The sequence below is a fragment of the Bacteroides sp. 14(A) genome, assembly GCF_000526555.1.
GTDB lineage: Bacteria > Bacteroidota > Bacteroidia > Bacteroidales > Bacteroidaceae > Bacteroides > Bacteroides cellulosilyticus.
The window spans coordinates 357,678-381,707 of sequence record NZ_JAGH01000002.1 but is presented as its reverse complement, the minus strand read 5'-3'; the positions used below and the strand labels follow the sequence as shown (position 1 = coordinate 381,707).

The 24,030-nt window shown below is 44.7% G+C and carries 14 protein-coding genes; 2 read left to right on the top strand and 12 right to left on the bottom strand.

Translation table 11 applies throughout. The annotated features are described in order from the left end of the window. Positions 1-6 precede the first annotated feature (6 nt). On the bottom strand, positions 7-969 hold the full coding sequence (locus K429_RS0109230; RefSeq protein WP_007216738.1) for a hypothetical protein: 963 nt from the start codon (positions 967-969) through the stop codon (positions 7-9). Positions 970-1,209: 240 nt separating this feature from the next. Beyond that, positions 1,210-2,169, bottom strand: a complete 960-nt coding sequence (locus K429_RS0109225; RefSeq protein ID WP_007216739.1) for a hypothetical protein — start codon at positions 2,167-2,169, stop codon at positions 1,210-1,212. Positions 2,170-2,427: 258 nt separating this feature from the next. Here K429_RS0109225 and K429_RS0109220 point away from each other — a divergent pair, with 258 nt between their 5' ends. Further along, positions 2,428-2,880 (top strand): DUF4469 domain-containing protein, encoded by a 453-nt coding sequence (locus K429_RS0109220; RefSeq protein ID WP_007211038.1) that lies wholly within the window; start codon positions 2,428-2,430, stop codon positions 2,878-2,880. Between the two features lie 793 nt (positions 2,881-3,673). On the opposite strand, the gene uxuA is transcribed toward K429_RS0109220, so the two are convergent. From uxuA to K429_RS0109175, 8 genes are all read right to left on the bottom strand, one after another. Beyond that, positions 3,674-4,855: a mannonate dehydratase gene (gene uxuA / locus K429_RS0109210; RefSeq protein WP_007211035.1), complete on the bottom strand. Its 1,182-nt coding sequence runs from the start codon at positions 4,853-4,855 to the stop codon at positions 3,674-3,676. A 24-nt stretch (positions 4,856-4,879) separates the two neighbouring features. Beyond that, a complete protein-coding gene (locus tag K429_RS0109205) occupies positions 4,880-5,689 on the bottom strand; it encodes an SDR family oxidoreductase (RefSeq protein ID WP_007211034.1) in 810 nt (269 codons plus the stop codon). Positions 5,690-5,808: 119 nt separating this feature from the next. Beyond that, positions 5,809-8,142, bottom strand: a complete 2,334-nt coding sequence (locus K429_RS0109200; protein ID WP_026366708.1) for an alginate lyase family protein — start codon at positions 8,140-8,142, stop codon at positions 5,809-5,811. An 18-nt stretch (positions 8,143-8,160) separates the two neighbouring features. After that, a complete protein-coding gene (locus K429_RS0109195; protein ID WP_026366707.1) occupies positions 8,161-10,827 on the bottom strand; it encodes a glycoside hydrolase family 2 TIM barrel-domain containing protein in 2,667 nt (888 codons plus the stop codon). A gap of 138 nt (positions 10,828-10,965) precedes the next feature. Next, on the bottom strand, positions 10,966-12,942 hold the full coding sequence (locus K429_RS0109190) for a RagB/SusD family nutrient uptake outer membrane protein (protein ID WP_026366706.1): 1,977 nt from the start codon (positions 12,940-12,942) through the stop codon (positions 10,966-10,968). Positions 12,943-12,962: 20 nt separating this feature from the next. Then, on the bottom strand, positions 12,963-16,157 hold the full coding sequence (locus K429_RS0109185) for a TonB-dependent receptor (RefSeq protein WP_022208301.1): 3,195 nt from the start codon (positions 16,155-16,157) through the stop codon (positions 12,963-12,965). Positions 16,158-16,199: 42 nt separating this feature from the next. After that, complete coding sequence (locus K429_RS0109180; protein ID WP_026366705.1) at positions 16,200-17,597, bottom strand: DUF5125 domain-containing protein; 1,398 nt, start codon at positions 17,595-17,597, stop codon at positions 16,200-16,202. A 50-nt stretch (positions 17,598-17,647) separates the two neighbouring features. Continuing rightward, positions 17,648-19,198, bottom strand: a complete 1,551-nt coding sequence (locus tag K429_RS0109175) for a glycoside hydrolase family 30 beta sandwich domain-containing protein (RefSeq protein WP_026366704.1) — start codon at positions 19,196-19,198, stop codon at positions 17,648-17,650. A gap of 263 nt (positions 19,199-19,461) precedes the next feature. On the opposite strand from K429_RS0109175, the gene K429_RS0109170 reads away from it, so the two are divergent. Continuing rightward, entirely contained in the window at positions 19,462-22,338 is a 2,877-nt protein-coding gene (locus tag K429_RS0109170) for a hypothetical protein (RefSeq protein WP_026366703.1), read from the top strand. Here the strand turns inward: K429_RS0109170 and K429_RS28565 are convergent, their stop codons facing one another. Together K429_RS28565 and lepB are read right to left on the bottom strand one after the other, a co-directional pair. After that, complete coding sequence (locus tag K429_RS28565) at positions 22,339-22,962, bottom strand: WbqC family protein (RefSeq protein ID WP_044096595.1); 624 nt, start codon at positions 22,960-22,962, stop codon at positions 22,339-22,341. Between the two features lie 61 nt (positions 22,963-23,023). Next, positions 23,024-23,959, bottom strand: coding sequence for a signal peptidase I (lepB, locus tag K429_RS0109160; RefSeq protein WP_007211024.1), 936 nt, complete (start codon positions 23,957-23,959; stop codon positions 23,024-23,026). Between the last annotated feature and the right edge of the window lie 71 nt (positions 23,960-24,030).

The following is a 24,030-nucleotide window of genomic DNA, read 5'->3' as shown; positions in this document are numbered from 1 at the left end:
CCTTTCTTATAATACATCAATAATATTCCTCTGTTTCTCAATAAACGCAATCCTCTGTGCCTCTCCGCTTCCCGAAATCAGTGTGGAGTGCCTTTTCAAAGACTGTATCCAGTTTTTTTGTATCTGGCAGATTTGGGGACTTTGTGAGTCCATCGAATTGATAGAATACACTCTGAAAAGGCTGATCTGATAATCCTTCCTGCTAACATAACTGTATGTTGCTTCAAAATCAATGTTCGACAGGTAGATGTATAATTCATGTCCTTCGTTGAATTCACCTTTAATGGATAAGTGCTCCAGATCCGTGAGTAACTGTTGCAACTCATTTTTCAGGTACATGACATCCGATGTGGATATCAGGTTCAATCCGGCAAAGTACTTTATCTCTTTCACGACAGACTGAAAAACATTGCTGTCCCATACAAAGTAGGTTTTTCCTACCTTTCTGATGCTTTCACTCAGCTTTTTGTGAGCGTTGATGATCTTTTCAGGCACATGCATATCACTCAGAGAGTTAGGCGTTTTCATCTTCCCATTCTGATAGATCCACCGGCAAATACGGAATTTGGAAAGATATTCATAAGATGAGTAGAGGGTGAAAGGAATGGTGTTGGTGGCGGAATATGTCTCACTGTTTTCATCTCCGTTTACAAGCTGGAATATACGCAGATAGCGTTCCACAATCTCATAGTAACTTTCCATCAAGTTGGGTGAATGCAGCAGATTCAAATCAAAAGTGACCCGGTTGGATAAGTGGTTTCCAATAATCTGATCGATAGAGATACCCAGATTATGGGAAATGACGGCTATTTCATCAAAGGTGAATGCAACTTCTCCTCGCAGCCTGCGATAAACCGCTTCTTTTCCCATATATAATGTATCCGTCAGATAATTAGCTAAATTATGTCCCGGAGGAATTCTCTCTTTCATCTGATTAATCAACTCTTTTACAATATAATTCTTTGTCATAGCCTTCTTCTTTTTTATTAATAATCAATTATCATAGAACGTTTTGTGACTTATACAAATATAGAACTTGTATATGAAACTTCTATGTATGATTTCATGTGTGCAAGGCGGAGTTATTTTCTGTTTGAAAAGAATGCTAAGGGAAATAGCTGAAACGTGAAACAAAACAGATAGTCGGTCTATCTGTTTTCAATATAGGATAAATATCTTTGGATATATTTCATTATTCGAAAGAAAGCGCTACAATGTGCTGATGATTTCTCGCTGCTGCTTAAAGAACTGAATGCGTTGCATCTCGCCGCTTTCGGATATCAGGGTTGAGAATTTCTTTAATGATTGAATCCACTCCTTCAATCCGCGGAACATCTCGGGATCCTGTGTCGTAATGGAGTTGATGGAATAGATGCGGATCAGGCTGAGTTGCGTGGAACTTGTCTCCAAATAACTATAGGTCGCTTCGAAGTTGATATTCGAAATATAGATTCTGACGTCGTTGCCTGCTTTGCTTTTCCCTCGGGCGGCCAGTGCTTCCATTTCATCTATCAATACGAACAATTCTTCCTTCAGGAGATTCTTGTCTTCATCCGTAATGAGGTGGATGCTGCAAAAGTATTGGATGTCCGTGACCAGGTGACTGAAAATCATATTGTCCCAGATGTAGTCTACGGAATGGATGCGGGATACCATTCGGGCATACTCCTTTTGTTTGTCTACCATATTCTGCGGAATATTCAATTCATCAAAATGCTTGCATCGGATGTTTTCATTCTGATACATCCATTTGAATAAGCGGAATTTGGAGAGCATGTCATAATTCAGGGAGAGAGTCTGGGGAATGATGTTGGAGGAGGTTCCTATTTCCGAGTTCTCATCTTCCTCGACTGCATGAAACAGTTCTACCTGCTTTTCTAATATGGAATAGTAGGTTTCGAGAGGCTTGTTGCTGCCCACTATATTCATGTCGAATACAGCATTGTCCTGGAAACTTACGCCTATCATCTTATCCAGTGATATACCCAGTTTTCTGGATATAATAGCGGCTTCGGTCAGTGTGAAAGGTACTTCACCCCGTAGCCGGCGATATATAGCTTCTTTGCCTATATAAAGAATGTCCATTAAAGCATTGGCAAGATTGTCTTTGGATGGGAGTTTCTCTCTGACGGCATTTACTAATCCTGTGTTTAACTCGTTTGTTATCATAATCTTCTGTGTGAGTTAGAGATTTGTCTATTGTCTATTTAACACTTTTCGAGGGCTACTTGTTTCGGAAATCGTAACATTTCTTTTTAGAGATACCCCATTTCCGAAAAAAAGTGCCGGTTCTTGTTTACCTCGTCATATATAGAAAACCCGAATGCTTGATCTTTCTTGTTCTTGCCACAAATGTATATGCATTGTGATGTAATTTTGTAGTGCAGTTAAGAAGCTGTTATTACTAACTAATAAGGAATAGAATAAATGATGAAAGATAGAAAGAAAATGGCGGCTGAGCTACACCATAGGAAGCAGGAAGGAAATGGAACTTCGATGATTTTCGGAAGAAAGGTTCCTGTTATTAAGGAAGTGTACGATCCGTTGACGGGTTTGCGTAATGGCACGATTACTCCGAATGCTCCGGTCGTTATTACAGGTGAAAACCTGTGTCTATCTTCACTTGGAACTATTTACCTGGGTCTTTCTCCCGTCTCCGATAAGGGCACATTGATACATGTTAAAAGAGTGTTTAAGTATACCGACACAGAGGTGTTGGTGATCCTGCCTAATTTGGAGCCGGGAGAATACTCCCCGGTAATGATGATTCATACTGGTGATAAGGTAGATTTTACCTATACGTTGCCGGTATCGTGGAAGGTGCTTGATGAAAGGTATGTGAACCTTTTTGTAAGAAGAAGCTGTAGCGATTTGATTTGATATTCTTTAAGCTTGGAATAAAAACATAGAGATATTTGAACGTTGAATATGAAAAAAACGTATCTTTTGAAGGTGAACAAGTGACATATAGTATTGTGTATATGTCCTCCTTCCTCTTTTTATTTTGCGAATGCGGGGTCCTTTAGGTGGCTCCGCATTCTTTTTAGGTTCTGATTCGTACAGAAGTGAAACTCGTTACGCTTTATTCCGGACAAAAAGTAACCGGAATGATTCTTTTAGTGACAGAGGCTTTCCCGAAAATATCCGAAATAGACTCCGGATGCATAATATGCAGAATATACATCCATGTTTTTTGCATAAAACAAGCTGTATATGCAATACGTATGCAAGAAACTATACTTCTTTCACAAAGGAACTATGGATGGGACACGAACAATCTATAGATGGGACATGAATAATCTATATATCTGATGCGAACTATCTATAGATGGGAGACGAACGGTCTATATATGGAAGACAGACCATCTGTTTTCAGCTTACAGACCGTCTGTTTTTCTTTTATTAGAGTTGTATGTATTTCTGTATTGCACTGTCAGCCAGTGAAATGCCGATATTCGCTCGTTTCTTTTTGTTCTTCCCTGTAACGGGACGGAAATATGGCATTCTCGTTATGCATAAAAAGCAAAGTGTCAAAATGAAACTATTGAGTAGGTAGAATAATATAAATTCACCGATAGAATAGTTTATAATTAGTTACGGGCTACAGGCACGAATGATAGGTGCCTTGTAGCCCGTAATTAATAGTATGGACGCGTCAGGTGGTTGAGACTGCTTAATGGGAATCCTTAAAGATAGACTTTGCGATACCCATTTCCAGTCCGCGCAGTTCTGCCAGTCCGCGCAGGCGGCCGATGCAGGAGTATCCCGGATTGGTTTTTTTCTTCAGGTCGTCCACCATCTGGTGTCCGTGGTCGGGACGCATGGGGATGGATACTTGTCTCTTCTGTTGCAGTTCGAGGAAAGCTTTCATGACGTGATACATATCCACATCACCTTCCAGGTGGTTGGCTTCGTAGAAGTTGCCTTCTGCGTCACGCTGTGTGCTGCGGAAGTGGACGAAGTTGATACGGTCACCGAATTGCTTCATCATGCCTTCCAGGTCGTTGGAGCTGCTTACACCGAGCGAACCGGTGCAAAGACAAAGTCCGTTGCTCTTGTTGGGAACGGCATCTATCAGTGCCTGGAAATCGGCAGCGCTGCTCATAATGCGCGGCAGGCCGAGGATGGAGCAGGGGGGATCATCCGGATGGATAACCAGCTCTACACCGGCTTCGTCGGCAACCGGAGTGATTTCCTGCAAGAAGTAAATCAAGTTGGCACGCAGCTTTTCAGGTGTGATGTCTTTGTAGCGGTCGAGTTCCTGCTGGAATTGCTCCAGTGTGAAGCTCTCTTCCGAACCGGGCAGTCCGGCAATCATGTTGCGGATGAGCAGTTGCTTGTCGGCATCCGTCATTTGCTCAAAACGAGCTTTGGCCTTGGCCTTCTCTTCGTCGGTGTAGTCGTTTTCGGCACCGGGACGCTTCAGCAGGAAGAGGTCGAAGGCGATGAAAGCGGCACGTTCGAAACGCAGGGCGCGGCTGCCGTCGGGCAGTTCGTAAGCGAGGTCGGTACGCGTCCAGTCCAGTACAGGCATGAAGTTGTAGGTTACAATGTTCACGCCACACTTACCGAGATTACGCAAGCTTTCTTTATAATTATCGATGTATTTCTGGAAATCTCCTGTCTGAGTCTTGATATGCTCGTGTACAGGCACGCTTTCTACTACTGACCAGCGCAGACCGACAGCTTCGATCATTTCTTTGCGCTTCATGATTTCTTCTACTGTCCACACTTCACCGTTCGGGATGTGGTGCAGGGCGTTCACGATACCGGTTGCTCCGGCTTGTTTGATATCCCACAGGCTGACGGGATCATTAGGACCGTACCAGCGCCAGGTTTGTTCACATAATATCATAATGAATGGGTTTATGAGTTAGTATTAGATAGAGAAGGCGTCAAAACCACCGTCTACTACCGACAGGGCACCTGTCACGAAGGAGGAAGCATCACTGATGAGGTAGTGAATGGTTCCGAACAATTCTTCCGGTTCAGCAAAGCGTCCGCATGGGGTGTGGGCGATGATAGTCTTTGCACGGTCCGTATAAGATCCGTCCGGATTGGTCAGCAGGGCACGGTTCTGGTTGGTCAGCAGGAAACCCGGAACGATGGCGTTTACACGGAGTTCAGGACTGAATTTGGTGGCTAGCTCCGTTGCCATATAGCGGGTGTAGTTGGCAATGGCGGCTTTGGCGGAACCATAACCTACCACGCGTGTCAGAGGACGCAGTGCTGATTCGGAACAGAAGTTTACGATCACACCTTTCTTATTCTTTGCCATAACATCTACAAATGCCATGGTAGGCAGAATGGTACCGAAGAGATTGAGGTCAACTACTTTCTTGAAAGCGTCTACATCCAAGTCGAGTACCGTCTTGTCCGGAGCAATGGTGGCGCCGGGCATATTACCGCCGGCAGCGTTCAGCAAAATGTCGATGGTGCCGAAGCGTTCCAGGATGGCTTTCTTGTTTTCTTCCAGTATTTCCTTGTTCAGAACGTCTGTTACCAGGAACAGGGCTTCCGTCTTCTGGTTGAGTTCTGCTTCCAGTTCTTTACCGATTTCTTCTACACGGTCGAGAATTACGATTTTTGCGCCTTGCTCAGCGAGGTAGTTGGCAATACTTTTACCCAGAATACCGCAACCGCCGGTGACGATAATCACTTTGTCTTTAATGTCGAATAAGTTTTTCATGTCTTTTTCTTTTATAAAAATGATTCTAATATCTCTGTGCTACAAAAATAGTGGAAAAGTAGTTTGCTCACCATACAAAACGTCTCAAAAAGATGAACTACCGTCTCAAAAAGTTCTAATTATTGCTTAAGAGCCTCTTTTCTTGCCAATGCTTCCAGATAATAATAGTCGGCATAGTTGATGGGCACATCAATTTCATCACCTCCCGGATGGTGTCCGGTGGAATGGAGGAGCAGGAAGCCATAAGTTGTTCCCGGCTCGGCCTGATAGTGCCGGTTGAGGCTGTCCACTATCTTGTCGGCAATGCTTTGGTAGCGGTTGCCATCTTCTGCTGAAACGTAAGTGCGGAGTTCATACAGGGCGGAAGCCATGATGGCGGCAGCCGAGGCGTCGCGGGGAATGTCGGGGATGCCGGGAGCTTTCATGTCCCAGTAGGGAACCAGGTCTTCCGGCAGGTTGGGCAGGCCGAAAAAGAAATTTGCAATGTGGCGTGCCTGTTGCAGGTATGCGGGGTTCTTGGTGAAGCGGTAGCACATGGTATATCCGTATAGTGCCCATGCCTGTCCGCGGCTCCAGAAGGAATCGTCGGCATAGCCTTGTGCGGTTTGTCTGGCGCGTACTTCACCGGTTTCCGGATCGTAATCTACTACGTGGAAAGAAGAGTAGTCCGGGCGGAAATGATTCTTCATAGTTGTATTGGCATGATTTACGGCAACCTTCCAGTAGATGGAATCTCCGGTTTCCTGTGTAGCCCAGAATAGCATTTCCAGGTTCATCAGGTTGTCGATGATTACCGGAAACTTCCATTTATCGCGATTATGATCCCACGAACGGATGCTCTTTACTTTCTTATTGTAGCGGGTAATCAGGGTTTTGGCGCTTTGCAGCACCACATCTTTGTAAGAGCGTTCGCCTGTCAACTGATAGGCTTTGCCGAAACTGTTGTTCATCATGAAACCGAGGTCGTGAGTGCCTTTATGCCATTTGGCTTCTTCTATCAGCCAAGTATTGCTGATGGCCTGCTGCCGCCAGAAATCATCGTTTGTATAGGCGTATACCTGCCATAATGAACCGGGAAAGAAGCCTGAGCACCAATCGTGAGGATGTATCATCCGCAGCGAACCGTCTTTGTTGATGCTACGGGGAATTACACGATGCTTGCATTGATTGTCTGCCTCTTTTCGGGCCTTGGCAGCACACTGCATGGCAAATTGCAGTTGTCCGCAGGCAAAGGCATAGGCATTGTCCACATCATCGGCTTCCATCCATAACAGGTTGAAACGGTCTTTCCAGTCGATGATGCGATGGGTTTTATAGAGCTTCAGATAATCTTTGCGTTCGGGGTTCAGCAGGAAAGTGCGGTACAGGTCTTTGCAGAATTCCTGTTGCTTGTATTTCCATTCACTGATCTGCTGGTACGGCCAGGCTTTGACATCTTTTCCAACGTATGGTACCAGAAAGTCCATGGCTTTGTAGAAGCTTCGTCCGTCTTCGGAGGTTGCATTATCAATAGAAATCCCGATCTTCCGGGCCATCATGAAGATGTCAATGAAATGAGACAGATTGAATTGTGAGTAACCGAAAGCGAGAGTGCGGCGTAGTTCATGCGGTTGTTTGCCGTCCGGCTCTATCTGGGTGAAGAGGCGCTTCCGGGGAATGGCATTGATGACTTCCCGGGCTACTTTCATGTTTCCTGCGTACATGGCAAAGGCTATCACTTGTGCATCATGCGCCGTGCTATGGTTATTGGCCTGACGGGCTTCTTCCTGTCCCTGCGGACTATTCAGTATCCACGTCAGCAACTTGCCGAACCAGGTTTTCAGCTGCTTGGCATCCTTGGGCGTAAAGGCTTCCGACTTCTCTAACAACTGTACGGCATCCAGCATCTCTACGAATGAATAAGTGTCTATGACGCCGTAACAACGTCCCTTATTGTTGTTGTGTCCCGGTATCATCTGGGCATACTCCAGGTTTGGATTCATACGCGTATCTTTATTAAAGAACCATACGCGGATAAGTTCCGTTGCCTTTTGGGCATATTTCTCGTCGCCGCTAAAGTACCAGGCAAGGGCAAGAGTAGTTACACGTTGGGCTGTTTCTCCGAGGCGGTTGCGATCCAGCTTGTCCAGTTCGGGGTTCGACTTGCCGTCATGGCTGATGTAAGGCAGGCCATCGGGTTTGGAGGGATCGGGCCAATAATAGCGTGCTTGACTCATGTAGTCGTGCTTGTCTCCGCTACCGGGTGTCTTCTCTTTCAGCATGACGGACAAGGGGCGCACATCCAGTAGCCTGTCGGCACCTGAAATCAGCTCCTGATAGGCGGCCGAAAAGTACGGTTGATGTAATGATTGTTTTACTCTCTCCAGATGTTTCCCATCCCAGATGGACTGTGCATGTATACTGACTACTGCGAGCAACAAACTGGTAATAACTAAGCAAATTTTAGCTCTCATGGTGTTTTTGTTTTGAAGTTAATAAAGTTTCCTGAGCTTTATACCGTTCAGAAAGCTTTTTCCATTCCGAACAGGGAAGCGTATTTCAATTTTATTCCGAAAGTTTGTAATATTGTATCTTTTCCGTAGAGCATGGAAATAACCGCTTTCTCGGCAAGGAGAAAAGTTCTCTTCAACGCTCTCACCATTGATAACTATATCGAAGATATTTTCACGGCTCTCTACACCGGATTCCCGGCCCAACTGGTAAACAGTTGCTGCATTTTCGCGGAAGATATCTGTAAAAAGAAATTCTACCTCGTAGACTCCGTTGGGAACATCGAAACAATACCCTTCAATTTCGTTGCGAAGAGTTTGAAACAATGGGCCGTCGTGGGTATTCTCAACCTGTGTCTGGCTATTTTTGCTTTCTCCGCCGATATATCCCCAACTGCTTTCAGTGTAGGGCTGATCGGGTAGCCACGTGAGCTGGCTTTCATCGGAAGTATAGAAACAGTTGCTGCCTACATTTACGGCAAGTTCCAGATTCCGTAAGTTTGTTTCATTCAGATTTGCAGGGATAGGGGTGAAGTTGATGTGGAGGGCATCTTCTATCATGGAGATGCTTTGATCTGACTCTTTGTTTTCAGCTTGGGCGAAGATGAAGTGCTTTTTCCGGCTGAATGGTACCTGAAATGTAACTGTATAATTCTCTGTTTTCTGTTTGCCTAAGGATTTTCCGTCAATGAAGAGTTCCACTTCCGGAAGATTGGTATATACCTTGACGGGTAGTGGAACCGGAGCCTTTCCATGTTGTACACCGCTACGGTGCGTCCAGTCACGGCTGGCAATGTGTAACACGGGAATGTCTTGACGCCAGGCGGCTTTATAGTAATAGTACACGTCTTTTGGACTGCGGTCTGAGTATACCAGTCCTTTATTGTTGATGCGCGGCATAGATTCATCACGCAATGCAGAAGAGAAATCGATAAAGTTCCAGTGAGTTCCACCACAAATATACGGCGTTTCTTCCAATATCGGTAAGTAGTGTTCCAGGTATTTCTGCTGGTACTCGATACTGAAATCAAAAGCGTGCGGTTGCAGCGAATGTAGACGCTTGTCAGATCCGGCACCGTATTCGCTGACAATCATCGGATGAGAAGGGTGTTTTTTGTGTTGCTCTGTCAGGAAACGTTCGAAGCCTGTGAGATCTCCTCCATACCAGCCTTGGTAAAGATTCCAACCGACAATATCGGTGATGTTACCCAGTCCTACCTCATTGTAGCTGTTGCTGCCATGAAAAGCCATAGTGCTGACACGAGTGGAATCTTCTTCTTTCAGAACTTTCTCCAAACGATTGGCCAGTGACAGTGTCCGTTCCAGCACGGGTTTCAGTTCTTCTTCTTTTTTATAGCGGCGCTGGGTGACGAGTAATATCTCATTCATGTATCCCCAGGTGATGATGGAGGGGTGGTTATAGTGCTGGCGTATCATTTCTCGCAGATTGTTTTCGCAGTTTTCTGCATAGCCGGGAGTGTCGGGCACAATATCAATAATGGGTATTTCTTCCCAAGCTAGCATACCGAGTTTGTCGCACATTTCCAACAGAGCGTCATCTTGCGGATAATGGGAGATGCGGATGAAGTTGGCGCCCATCTCTTTCATTAACTTCATGTCACGACGGTGCATTTCGTCTGTCAGGGCAACTCCGATGGGTTTTTGGTCCTGATGGCGGCAAATACCGCGTAATTTATAAGGTTTTCCGTTGAGGGAGAAGCCGGTCTTACCATCGAAGCTAAACCAGCGGAAGCCTGTATGGTGATTACTGTGGTCGAGGATGGCTTTTGTTTTTTTATCGCGCAGAATGCTTTCTATTCTGTAGAGATGAGGGGCCTCGGGTGTCCATAATCGGGGGGACAGAATAGGGGCGGTTTCGGTGCGGAAAGAGTATAATTCTCCACCTTTTATCTGGATAGACTGTTTCTGGGTCTGGGCAATACTTCCATCGGGATTGTAGATGATATGTTCCAGTTCAAGAGATGCTTTCTGTTCTGCATCGTTCTTTATCTCTCCGCGAATAAGTATTGTGCCTTTTTCTTCGGATACTTGCGGGGTACTGATAAATATTCCTTCTGAACCATAGTTCGTCAAATGGAAATGTTGTTTGGGTACGGCTGTAAGCCATACATCCCGGTAGATACCGCCGAAGAATGTAAAGTCGGCAGAGATGGGGGGAATATCCTGTCGGGCATTATCTACATGGATAGCGAGAGAATTAGGAGCGTCAAATGAACAGAATGGGGTGATATCGAATGTGCAGGCAGTATATCCACCGTTATGCTCACCTATTTTCCGTCCATTCATGTAGATGGCAGCGGCCTTACTGGCTGCATCCAGTTTCAGGAATACCTGTTTGGTTTGCCAATTTTGCGGCAATGTCAGTGTACGGCGATACCAGCCTGTTCCCTGGTAATACTTTTTTTCTGTATATGCATCCGTATTCCATGTGTGCGGGAGATGTATGCTGTTCCACGCACTGTCATCATAGGTTGTTGAAGCGGCAGCTTTGCATTCTCCCTGATAGAATTTCCAACTGTCGTTGATCGTTTTGCTTTCATGTTGTGCGTGTACTTTGGGGAATAGGAACAGAATAGCAGGTATCAGGATCAGGTATGTCCCGATTCGATATTTTTTCTCTTTGCTCATGGTATATTTATTGTTGGTTTATTAGCTGAAAAAGAAAGGAGGCAGTTACCAGGCCGGTTATGCCAGTTTCTGCCTCCAAACCTTCATTCAATCTTTTTACTTATATCCTTCGAAAACTAATCAAAAAAGCTGTCTTTTTTACCATCCGTAATTTTGTGGAATACGTCCGTTGGCCAGTTCTATCACATTCTGATGGATGGGATAGAGGTAGAGTTTGTCTGTCCATTGTCGGTTTTCTACTTTCGTACGCGTGTAGTAAGAAGTTGGTTCGCCCGGAGTCTTGTCTTTTGAACCCTTCATGTTCATTCCGTAGAAACGTGTCTGGTCGCAACCTATTCTGTCCTTGTCACCGCAGATCATCCAACGACGGATGTCGAAATAGCGTTGTCCCTCGCAATAGAGCTCTACATAGCGTTCGTGCTGTATGGCATCGAACTGCTTGTCGTAATTGCCGATTATGCCGGTCTTGATACCGTTATCGTTCATGGTCTGATAGCCTGGGATGCCTGCGCGTTCGCGTACCATGTCGATATACTTGATGATGTCTGGATTACTCGGATCTGTTTCATTGAGTGCTTCGGCATAGAACAGATAGAATTCGGCCAGACGATAGATGATGGAAACACGTTTCCAACTCTGAGTATCGCCGCTGGCATGATTTACGGTACGGTTCTTAAATTTCCCCAGCATATACCCGGTTTTCACGTTGTCACCGTTGGAAAGGTCGTTTCCGCCACCTGCAGAGAAATCTACGATGTAGTTGGGATTACCATTCATCCATTTCTTGAACCAGCTTCTTCCCTGATATACAACGCTTGCGTAGAAACGCGGTTCACGGTTGGCATACATGTTGGAGATATTCTGGTCTGTCTTCTTGTCTTTATAGTCGGGGTCGTAGCAATGGTTTTCTACAGCACCGAATCCGGTTTCGTCATAACCACTGTTTGGGTCATTGATGGCGAGGCCGTTACCCATGAAGAACATGTCTACAGCATCCTGAGACGGGCCGATGGTACCATAGCATGAGTTCACGTCACGCGGGTTAGTGCGTTTCTCCATCTTGTACTGGTCGGAGTAGCTGTTGTTGGTACTGCACCACAGGATTTCTTCATTGTACACCTGGAAAAGGTTGTATACAGAACGGTCGGGTTGCTCTACTCCGTTTGCCATCACGCGATAGAGAGCGTGGTGTTGCGCTTCAGCATAGTCTATCAGATCCTTTACGCGGTCTCTGGCAGTTACCCATTTTTGCGGATCCTTACTCTGTGGGAAGATGTATTCACCTTTAGAGTTCTGCAACTTCTGCAGTCCCTGGTAATATTCGGAACCATCGCCACCATTGAATAACTTGGAGGCAGCATACATCCACAACTTGGCGCGTAGTGCTTTGGCCACTACGATAGTGGGGCGTACTACTTCATTGGTGTTGAAGTTGTATGTATTGTCCGCGTATGATGTGATGACTGATTCGGGCAATTTTGACTGTGCGGGGTCACATAGAGGAGCCAATATGCCATCAATGTGGTTCACCATTTCGTCTACAGTAGCGCGGTCGTAGTCCGTTATGTGCGGTTCGGCAGCGTCGTCTATCTCCGTCACGATGCAGGCAGGGCCATAAAGCTCGAACATGGAAAAGTAATAATAGGCTATCATGAATCGGCATTCGTCTTTCATGCGGGCTATTTCCTCGGCAGTCAGTTTGTTAGTACTGCTGGGATCGCCTACACCTTGGTCGTGGGCGCGTTCAATGAAGATCATAGCTTGGCGTATGTCTTTGTAGAAAGTAGCCCAGCGATGATAGCTTCCGCTGGCTGCCGTGAAACCTGCCATCATAACGTCGCGTGAACTAGCTTTTTCTGAAGCGATTTCACCGCAGAGGTTTGACCATGGATTTTTGAAGGCGTTAACTTCTGATCCGGTTTCTGAATATTCCATCAGATTGCGGTAGATGACCCCGTACCAGTTTCGGGTATAGGTTGCATTGTCCCAAACTTGATCGACTCCCAGACTGGCGTTGAACTCGCCTGATATGTCAAGATAGTCTGAACAAGATGCTGTGCTGAATGCAAGGACGGCAGAGCCGACGGTTGCGTATAGTAAATTTTTCAGTTTCATATCGTTTATTAATTAGATGTTTAGAATGTAACTTCTGCTCCAAAGGTCCAGGTGCTGGAGATGGGGTATTTGGCGCCTGAGTTTGCATCGCCCAGTTCCGGATCCCAATACTTCACGTGATCCCAAGTTTTTAGGTTAGTACCTTGCACGTAAAGGCGCAGGTTGGTGAGACGCAGTGACTTCAGTTGCTTCTTGTTGAACTGGTAACCGAATTCCACGTTCTTCAAGCGGATGAAGCTGGCATCGCGATACCACCAGGTACTCGCTTGCAGGTTGTGTGCAAAGGTGTTGTTACGCAAGCGAGGGTAGAGCACGTTGTCGTTGTAGGGGTCGGATGCTTTCCAGCGGTTCATAGCCTCCATACGCGCAGAAGAAGCGTCCTTGCCTTGGTTGAACGGCATGAAGTTGGATGCTTTGCTCATCAGATTGATGGAACAGCCCGTCACGCCTTGGAAGAAGATACCGGCGAAGAATCCTTTCCATTCGGCATTCAGTGAAAGACCGTACACACTGCGCGGGGTCTTGTCCAGATGACCATTACGGTAGGTCTTGTCATCGTCGTTGATAAGTCCGTCCTCGTTTAAGTCGCGGTACTTGATATCACCGGGTGCCACAGCAGCTCCCGGGTCGGCTATGCCGGGTTTCAGTTGGTAGCTTTCGGCACCGCTCACAGGATCAATGGTAATGTTGAAATCATCGGGTGTATAAAGACCGTCGGCGATGTAGAGGTAAGGAGTCCACAATGACATACCTGTGAGGTCCTGGTAGCTGTATCTATGTTTGATTTCATCTGTTTCTACAATCTTGTTCTTGGCATACGTATAGTTGGCACGGAATGTCAGATTCAGGCCACCCACATGCTGTTTGAAAGTCAGGTTCCCATCCACACCTTTGTTACTTACGATACCATAGTTCTGAGTTGGGTTGGATTGTAAACCGCTCATAGAAGGAACCGTGTTACGGGTAATCAGGATGTCTTTACGACGGTTGGAGAAGTAGTCCATGGAGAGGTCCAACTGTCCGTTCAGCAGGCCGAGGTCGAAACCGATATTGGTTTTATCCTCAATCTCCCAACGCAGGTTGGCGTAGTAGGCACGGTTTTCGCTCAATCCACCGAACCAATTCTGTGCATTACCATTAGAGATGCCTGAGATACCCAGGTTAAGACCGCCGGCATCGGTATTCATGGCTTCCTGATAAGGGAAACGAGTTTCACCTAACTGATCGTTACCGGTCCGTCCGTAGGATGCACGTAACTTCAGTGTACTGATTACTTTCTGCACAGGTTCGAAGAACTTTTCATGGCTCACATACCAGGCTCCACCCACAGCAGGGAAAATACCCCAACGGTGTCCCGGAGCGAAATTCTCACTACCTGTCATACCGAAGCTGCCTTCGATGGTGTAGCGGTTGTCGTAAGTATAAGAACCGCGTCCTACGACGCTTTGCTTACGGTAAGGAAGCAGGTTGAGTCCGCCAACGTTTTGTTTTTGAGTTTCCTTTTGGTTGTATAGCAGCAAGCCTGTAACATCGTGCTTGTCGCTGAAGTTACGCTTATAGTTGAGGGACGCCTCAATGTATATTTTCTTGTTACCACCGGATGAACCGCTTGAGGGGTTACTCAATGCCGAGCCTGACTCCAGTGACTTGAATATCAGGTTGCCATCGGCGTCACGTCCGGTAGCTGTAAAAGTAGCGGGTGACATAGTACGGTTGACATACTGGTTGGAGTTGGCATCGAAACTGACACTACCTCTTATGGAAAGTCCCTTTGTGATGAAATCCAAGTCTTGTTCTAGCAATACCTTGCTTTGGAATGTAGCGTCCCAGCTTTTACTGTATCCACTGAAGTAGAGGAAGTTGTAGGGGTTTTGACGAAGACCTGAATTATCATAGTTAGGATGTTGTGAAGCTGAACCGTCAGAATAGATTTGCGGATAGAGGTGTACAGGTTGCAATGTCATACCACCGAAGATGTCGCTGGCTGTTTTGGAGGGAGCCACACGGTTGATATACTGTCCTGACATATCTACGGACATACGGGTAGTCTTGCTCAATTCGAAGTCAATATTGGAACGAAGGTTATAACGGTCGAAACTGATGTTTGAATCGTAATCGGCGTTCTTCTTCTCCTTGTATACACCGTCTTGTGTGTAGTAGGCACCTGATACGAAGAAGCGTACGCGGTCACCACCACCACGGAAGTTAATGGTGTAGCGCTGGCTGCTGGTGTGATCACGTAGCATACTCATCCAGTCTGCATCCGGATATAGATCAGGATCTACGCCGCTACGATATTTTTCCAGATCAGCGTCGCTCACCGGTGCTGTATAGTTGGCGCGCGGGTTACCGTTGCTATTCCAATCTGCTTCGTTGTATAGGCTCAAATAGTCGTAAGAACTCATGAGGTTGGGCAGGCGGAGCGGTGTCGAGTAGCCGTATTCTGCTGACATACTGACAACTGTTTTTTGTGATTTACCACGTTTGGAAGTAATCAATACCACACCGTTAGCACCTTCGGCACCATACACGGCCGTTGCGGCGGCGTCTTTTAGGATAGAGAATGTTTCAATTTCGTCCACATCGATATCGTTCATCTTACGGGGTACACCGTCCACCAGTACCAATGGGTCTGTTCCACCGGCATACGAACTGATACCACGGATAAAGAATTGTGCGTCATCCCAACCCGGTTCGCCCGAACGTTGTACGGCAATCAGACCTGACAGCTTACCGGCGATGTTGTTGGTAAGGTTGGCACTCTTTACACTCAATTGAGCTGGTCCTACGGTGGACATGGAGCTTACTACGCTCTCTTTCTTCTGTTTACCATATCCCACAACTACTACTTCTTCCGTAGCGATGGCATCCATCTCCATTCGGAGGTTGAAGGTGGTTTCATCAGCTTTCACTCTGTGTTCTATACTGACAAATCCAATATAGCTGAATTCCAGTACTTCGCCGGGAGCAGCTTCGATGGAGTATCGTCCTTCGACGTCACTGATAACACCACGATTGGTAGTACCTTGTACTCTGACGGTGGCACCGATGATAGGGTCACCATTAGAATCGGTCAGCAAACCGCTGATGCGTTGTTTTTGTTGCTGTACAGCCTCAATGCTGTTAGCTTCGTCAGCAGCATTGGCACGTAGGATGGCAGGTTGGGCTACCAAACCAAGGGCAAACATGGCTGCTATGTAATATCTTTTTTTCATATATCTATACTTAATTGTTTATCTATACTTTAAGAAAGTCTGTCATTCACCCATTTCGTATGGGGGTAGTTCGTCCAAAGCTTTCACCCATAGTTCATTCGGGCTGGTGCTGGTTTCTACAGTCATCACCATATATTTTCCGGATGGCCAGGTGGCATTGGCGTTGAAGTTGCCGTCACTGGCATATTTGATATAATCGCCGCCTTCTTTTGCGGTATAGGCTCCGGGACCTTTCCATTCCAGTCCCCATCCCTTCTGTCCGAAAAACTTAAAGTTGACCCCGTTGACATTCTGTCCAACAAGTAGTATCAGTTCATATTTGGTATCGGTGAGCGGAACCAGATTGAATGCTTTGTCCGTATTCCAGTTTATGTTGTTTTGGGCATATGACGGGAATCCTATCTTATCATTACCAATCACCCACATAGCGGTAGCATTCTGTGTACTTGATGAAGAAGCTTTCTCCAACTGTTCCATCATAATTGCATTCATGCCTTTGTTCAGAGTGAGTTTATACTTGCCGTCTCTTCCGCGGAAATGGAGCAGAGTTTCGTCTTCCTTCACGAGGTCAAACCAAGTGGGGTTCTTCCAATAATCAGCATATTCTTCTTTGACACCGCTGATTTTGATGATATCATCCTTCTTAAATTCGGTTTCGATGTAGAAAACATTGCCCGACCCATCGAATTCCAGGAACTTATTCTGCGTGTCGAAACGTACACCGAATTTTGGGAATGGGCTACCTTCGAAAGTCAGGGTATTGAATGTGATTTCATACTTGCCGTCTTCACCGTAACCTGTGTTTTCAAAGCCAATATTCTTGGTGGCATTGAGGACAATTTTTCCATTGTCCATACCAAATTTCAGTTCATTGCCCTGCAAATAAGGATTACCTGTTCCATCGGAATAAGCTGGTGCTACGATAGATGCTTCCATGTCGAGTGGGAAAGCCTCACGTGCTTTGTATTCATATTCTTTACCTGGAACGGGAGTCATGGTATATTCCTTGCCATTGGCAGCCACAAGTTTCAATGTTTGATATTTTGGACGCTCTATAGCAACGGTCATTTCCTTACTGTCATTGCTGAAACGTTCATTTTGGATGCGCAGTATAACCTTTGCTTCTCCGTCAGGCGTGTTTTTCTGGTAGGGAGCCAGCACTTTTCCACTGTATTTTCCGTCGGCTTTCAGACTGTAGAAGGCTTCGGATACCATTTCTTCTCCATAATAGAGCTGAACTTTGGCCTGGTTGATTTTCACGCCTCCGCTCTTCACCTCAAAGTCGAAGGTGATACTATCGCCCATGTAGGCTTTTTCAGTGCCTGCAAAGGATACGATAGTCGAGCTGCCATGATCATCGAACTGGTCAATCTCATCTTTGCATGATGTCATACCTATAAGGCTGAGTGCCATCATGCCGAGCAAAAATCGATTTCTCATAATTTATAAATTTAAAATTAAAAAAGTGATTTATTATGTTTGAATCTCTGTTATTTCCACTTGAAAGAGTTTACTGAGCGCGGCTGCAGAGTGCAACTTGCCGAGTGCTTCTTACCGGCGTCATCGGGGGCGGTAAGTACAATGTTCTTGTCTGAACTGCTTTTGTTGATGATGACAAAGGCATAACTTCCGTCTGTATTCTTGAAAGCACTGTAGGCTATGTCATTGTCTGTGTAGCCGCTTGTACCAATTCGTATGGCACCGGGTCTTACCACTGCCGACAGGTGGCAGATCATATAGTAGTGCGAGTTCATGTAGATAGTTTTAAGATCACTCATGTTTAGGTCTACAGCCCCGAAGCAGGTTTGACATCCGCCGGGGCGGTTAGGTTGTCCACCATTGTTACTGGGTATGCTTCCGTTGAAGTCTGTTTCAAGCATCAGGTTCCAGATGGTCACTGCACTGCAATAGTTATTGATGGTGCCTATACCGATACTTTCCATATTAGAAAGGAGAGTTTTGGTCAAGTCGTGTCCGTTATTCCAGGTGCCGATAGACGATTCTGTGAAAATCAGGTCCTTCTCAGGAGCTCGTTGGTAGACGTTGAGCAGTTCGCTGCGATTACCTCCATAGTCATGGTAGGCTGCTCCTGCTATATACTTAGCGGCTTCGGAATCGTTGTATATCTGGTAGGGATAACCGTTTTGGTCGCTTTTGTTATCATAATTGTAGTTGTGGTCGTAAGCGTATATTTTGGTGGAAAGTCCAGCAGCCTCAAAAGCAGGACCCAGTACTTTCACAAAATCACGTTGTTCTTTCCATTCCATCACCAGTGAGGCTGAGTTCTTGTTGTTGAGTGGTTCGTTCTGTATGGTGATGGCATTGATTGGAATACCAGCTGCCTGAAATGCCTGTATCCACTTCACAAAATAGGTGGCATAGTCAGCATAGTATTCGGGTTTTAGTTGTCCTGCGGTGTATTCCCGATTTTGGTAGACAGGGTATTTCCGGTAGTCTTTCATCCATAAGGGACAAGTCCAGGGTGAACCCAGTATGCGGATGTCCGGGTTGATAGCAATAATCTCCTTTAAGATAGGTATTACGTAATCTGTTTCTTCTGAAGTCAGAGCAAAGTTTTCTATACCCGGTGTGTCACAACAGGTGTATTCTTTCAAGGAGAAGTCGGAACAGCCAATGGCAATGCGTACATAGCTACATCCATAACCTTCAGTTAGCGAATAGGTTCTTTTGAGGAATGCTGTCCGATCTTCCTGTTTCATTAGTTTTAGGCAGAAAGCTGATGATCCTGTAAGTGCCGCTCCGAATCCCTGCATAGTTTGGTAGATCTGCTGTGGATTCAGTAGGATGTTTTTAGGCGACATACTGGCTTGGGGCTCAAATTCCACGGTGGATTCTCTTAAATCATAGGTACGGGTGTCAGTGGTGGTAAGCATGTAGGCTTGTAGACCACTAGGGGAGGACGGAGTTTCACCGCCGGGCGTTTCGGGGAAGTCTGTTTCATTGTGGTCCGATCCGCATGCACTACCGTTGACCAGTAGGCCGAAAAGAAACACATAAGTGAATAGTCTTTTGTTTTTCATGTTAGTACGACTTATATAGGTTTAACAAAATGGTTTTATCCGCTGCAAATATATGCGTATGATGAGGGTGTTTCCTAAAAATACACTACTTCAAAACTTTCTCATTCATTGGTTTTAACTACATCAGAACTTTCTCTTGGATTAATTATTTTGTTGATAATTAAATGTTTATTATAATAATATGGCTACATCTAAAAAATAATTCTTTTATTTGTAGGTAAAATACCCTATCTTTGTTTTCAAAGAATAAAACGTTAACTGCTATGAAACGAAAAGACCTCCTGTTTTATATTCTTCTTCTTTTGATATCTATTCCTGTAAGTGCCGGATGGCAACGTCCGGTGACAAATTATACCCGGCATACATATAAAGCCGGTAATCAGAATTGGAGTATTCAGCAGCATGATAACGGTTGGATATATGTAGCTAACAACAAAGGCTTATTGGAATTTGACGGTGTGGAGTGGAATACATATCCGATTCATAATGCCAAAACACGTGCTGTGAAAGTAGGACATGACGGGCGAATTTATATTGGTGGAATGGAGCAATTTGGCTATTTTACTCCAAATCGTCTTGGTGGGTTGGAGTATACTTGCCTTTCTGATAGTTTATCTCCCAATGTGAATGTCGGAGTCATCTGGAATATCTTATTGGACGGAGAACGGGTGTATTTTCAATCGGACCGTCGTTTCTTTTATTGGGAAGAGGGCATTGTGAAGAAAATAGATTATTCTTCAGAGATCTACACTTCGTTTATCTTGCGTAACAAACTGTATATCACTTCTGCCGAAGGATTGCTAATGTTGAATGGAACAGAGTTTATACCCGTTCTTGGTCCTTTGGGGATAGGAGCGACTGTCAAAGTCGGTGGATTGTTACCTCATCAGGACAGTTTGTTGATGGTAACCCGGGATAACGGATTATTTATTTACGATGGCACTGTTTTTAAGAAATATAATACTGTAGCCGAGGACTTTTGCCGTAAAAATAGAGTTTTCTGTGCTGCATTGCAAGATTCGTTGTTGGCGTTGGGCACTATCCAGGGTGGAGTTTGTCTTTTAAATCTGAAGACGAATGAGATGGAAATCATATCTACGGAAAATGGCTTGCAGAACAAAACTGTGTTGAGTATGCTGTTTGATAAGACTGGCAACCTATGGCTCGGGTTGGATAATGGGATTGACTGCATTCATTTGAAAGCAAGGCTTGCTTCACTTTATGGAGGTAAACCTGTGATTGGTTCGGGATATGCATCTTGTAGTTATCAGGGTAAGTACTATTTCGCAACGAATCAGGGGTTGTATCGCTCTACTCTCCTAGGGCAGTTAAACCAGAGAAATCCCATAGACTTCGTACCGGGTACAGGAGGTCAGATGTGGTCACTTCACCAATATGACGATAAGTTGTTCTGTTGTTCGGATAATGGTATCTTTATTATGGATGGAGATCATATGGAACATCTCAACAATCCCAAAGGAGTATGGGGAATTGTATCGGTGGATGACCGTAAGGATGTGTTGATTGCAGGCACTTATAGTGGACTGTATTTGCTCATGAAGAGAGGGATGAGTTGGAGGGTAGAAAGCTATATAGAGGGGTTTACCCGTTCGTGCAAAGATATGTTGATGGAAGATTCGACTCATATATTGTGGGTTGGAAATAAAGAAAATGGGGTTTGCCGTTTGACTTTGGCAGATGATTTACGAAAGGTGGAAAAGATGAAAGACTATAATAGCATCATCTTTCCACGTGGATATGATGCTTGTTTGTTGCGGGTGAAAGATGAAGTTACTATAGCTTCACATTATGGTCTGTGGCAGTATAATCGGAGCCGTGATACGCTGGAAGCATGTATTTGGCTGGAACAATTATTAGAAGGAAAGGCAGCATATACCTATATGAAGATAGATTCATTGCAAAATATCTGGTATGTAGCAGATGGCGCATTGAAAGTATTGCATTATGATGCCAATAAGCAGGAGTATCGCCGGGTAACTAATGAACAGTTCTTGAAAGGAGCATTGATAGAAAACTTTGAAGATGTAAATCTTTATAAGGCCAACAAGGTAGTGGCAGGAACAGAGGAAGGTTTTTCACTGATCACACTGGATAGCCTGCCGGTGCAACAAATGCCGTTGACATTGCAAATCAGGAAAGTCTACTTGACGGGATTGCGTGATTCGCTTATTTATGGTCGCAGTTATTTGTATGATACAGCACCGATAGTGATTCCTTATTCTCAAAATTCAATGCGAATAGAATATAGTGTAAACAACTTCAATAAGGCACACACAGTGTTATATTCTTATCAGTTAAGTACGGGTGGTGAGAAAGGAATCTGGAGTGAATACAGTGAGAATAATATGAAAGAGTTTACAGGACTGCATGAAGGAAAGTATGTATTCAGTGTGAAATTGCTTACCGACGGCAGCCAGGAACCGGTGGAAACCTCGTTTGCCTTTGAGATATTGCCGCCGTGGTATCGTACATGGTGGAGTTATCTGGTTTATTCGGTAGTGGTAATGTTGCTGTTTTATTATGTGTATTATCGTATCTCAGTAGGGCGTAAGCGCTTGTTAATGCAAAAAGAACTGGAACTCTATCGACAAGAACAAAAATTCCAAAAAGAAAGTGATCTGAAAGATCAGAAGATAGATTCACTGCAAGAAGAAAACCTACAGTCGGAATTGCGTCATAAATCGGAGGAACTGATTCGTACTACTTTGAACATCGTACGTAAGAATGAAATTCTATTGGATATAAAAAAGGAAGTGCTGGGCATTTCCCATTCTATCAGCGAAGAGAATCTGGTTTCTCTTCGCCGGAAAACACTTCGTCTGTTGGGACAGATTGATACGAACATTGAGCATGATGACGATTTACAGGCATTCCAAAGTACCTTTGATTCGGTACATCATGATTTCTTCAAAAAATTGGAAGAAGCATATCCGGAACTGAACAACAAGGAAAAGTTACTTTGTGCTTATATCAAGATGAATTTGCTTTCTAAAGAGATTGCTCCATTGTTGAATATTTCTTTGCGCGGGGTAGAAATAAGTCGTTATCGCTTGCGTAAGAAGCTGGGACTGGAAGAAGGAGCGAATCTTGCGGAATTTTTGCAGAAGTTCTCAAAATGACTACTGCAACACAAGTAAGCTCTCAGGTCCCATGTTGAAAAGAAGATCGACGATACTCAGATTCGGCAGGAAGCCGAGACGTTCCTGGAAAACCTGATAATAAGGCCGGACTATGAAGTCCGGATCTTCTTCTTTGTAATTCTTTTTGGGATGGATACGCTCGCGGAAATCATCTTCATTGGGTGCAAAACTGCTCTGGAATGAAGTAGTACGTTCCATGTCCGGCTGTATATCTATCAGTGAACAGACCAGATGACACAGTTCTTCGTTGAAATCGACTAAAAACTCATATTTCTTCTCGTAGAAAGGTTGGAAATCATCTCTATAATATTCGAAAAAAGGAGTATGGTTATAAGCCGATGATAAAGCATTCCAGTGTAGATGACGCCAATTGCCGTGATCGGAAATGCGGATATCTTTTAGGGGACATTTCAGAGTATCGGGTTTGACGGTAGGGATGGAGAGAGCTAATTCGCCATCGGGTGCTGCAATGGTGCAACGGTTACGGTAGGTTTGCTTCACATAATGATCGTGCTGTTCGATAAAGATTTTATCGTATGCCACCAACTTGGCGTAATATTCTACGGGTGCCAGATAGGCGGAAGAGAGGTATATGGTTTTCATGAGATAATTGGTTCTTCGCAATTTGTAATTTATACTTCGTAATTAGTAATTCGTACTTCATTTATCTTACCGTTTTCCACATTCTTTTCCAACGATAACCATTGAACAATCCTGTTTCTGTCTTTTTGGAAAACCAGATGAGCGAAGCTTTACCGATGATGTGGTCTTTGGGTACAAAGCCAAACAAGCGGGAATCAGAGAGATTGATAGAGTTATTAGCACCTACCCAGTAGTAATCCTTGGTGAAATAGCAATGCTGTACAGGCTTCCCGTCAATGTACAAAGTATCGTTCTTTATTTCAGCTTGTTTATTCTCATGCAGTACAAGTGTGTTGCGTAGTAAAGTACGGTTCCACGGATATACACGCACCGGTTTACCTTTGCCGGGAACGATCAACGGGCGCAGGGCTTCTATGGAGTCTCCTTCATTCAGTAACTTTATCCAGCAATTGCCATTCATAGCCTGTTCCAGCAGATAATATTCATAACGGCTGAAGCTACGTACATTTTTTATGCTATCTTGTCCCATCAGGTGGTTGTTGCATATGGACAATAGTGTAAGTAATGAATCCAGCTGTTTTTCTTTTTCTCGTGGATAAGTATATAAAAACTTCTGGTCGGGAGCGTTTTTTTCTGATGGAATTACGGAGAACAGGGAGTCTATCAATAAGGTATCTCCCGGTACGCCGATGCATCGACTGATGAATGTTTCGCGCCGGGAAATAACAGGCTCTGACAGATTAGCCGGATTATTGAAAACAATGATATCCTCTTTTTGTACAGGGCTGTCTGCCCAACGGTGATAATTCCACAATGCCATAAGGGGAAGACGCAGACCGTAACTCCATTTATTTACCAGAATACGCTCTCCCTGAAATAAGGAATTCTCCATACCCGAAGAAGGAATAAGATAGGAAGTCATAACACAACCCCGAAGTAACACCACAACGAGTATTATTCCGATGATTGCTCCCGTTATTTTCCAAGCCTTATTCATGTCGAAATTAATAATTAAAGAATTAATAATGAATACGTTCTCACCTATTTCATTATTAATTCTTTCATTCT

Coding starts and splice junctions, on each gene's coding strand:
- K429_RS0109230 (WP_007216738.1), bottom strand. CDS start 969: ATGACAAAGAATTATATTGTAAAAGAGTTGATTAATCAGATGAAAGAG.
- K429_RS0109225 (WP_007216739.1), bottom strand. CDS start 2,169: ATGATAACAAACGAGTTAAACACAGGATTAGTAAATGCCGTCAGAGAG.
- K429_RS0109220 (WP_007211038.1), top strand. CDS start 2,428: ATGATGAAAGATAGAAAGAAAATGGCGGCTGAGCTACACCATAGGAAG.
- uxuA (WP_007211035.1), bottom strand. CDS start 4,855: ATGATATTATGTGAACAAACCTGGCGCTGGTACGGTCCTAATGATCCC.
- K429_RS0109205 (WP_007211034.1), bottom strand. CDS start 5,689: ATGAAAAACTTATTCGACATTAAAGACAAAGTGATTATCGTCACCGGC.
- K429_RS0109200 (WP_026366708.1), bottom strand. CDS start 8,142: ATGAGAGCTAAAATTTGCTTAGTTATTACCAGTTTGTTGCTCGCAGTA.
- K429_RS0109195 (WP_026366707.1), bottom strand. CDS start 10,827: ATGAGCAAAGAGAAAAAATATCGAATCGGGACATACCTGATCCTGATA.
- K429_RS0109190 (WP_026366706.1), bottom strand. CDS start 12,942: ATGAAACTGAAAAATTTACTATACGCAACCGTCGGCTCTGCCGTCCTT.
- K429_RS0109185 (WP_022208301.1), bottom strand. CDS start 16,157: ATGAAAAAAAGATATTACATAGCAGCCATGTTTGCCCTTGGTTTGGTA.
- K429_RS0109180 (WP_026366705.1), bottom strand. CDS start 17,597: ATGAGAAATCGATTTTTGCTCGGCATGATGGCACTCAGCCTTATAGGT.
- K429_RS0109175 (WP_026366704.1), bottom strand. CDS start 19,198: ATGAAAAACAAAAGACTATTCACTTATGTGTTTCTTTTCGGCCTACTG.
- K429_RS0109170 (WP_026366703.1), top strand. CDS start 19,462: ATGAAACGAAAAGACCTCCTGTTTTATATTCTTCTTCTTTTGATATCT.
- K429_RS28565 (WP_044096595.1), bottom strand. CDS start 22,962: ATGAAAACCATATACCTCTCTTCCGCCTATCTGGCACCCGTAGAATAT.
- lepB (WP_007211024.1), bottom strand. CDS start 23,959: ATGAATAAGGCTTGGAAAATAACGGGAGCAATCATCGGAATAATACTC.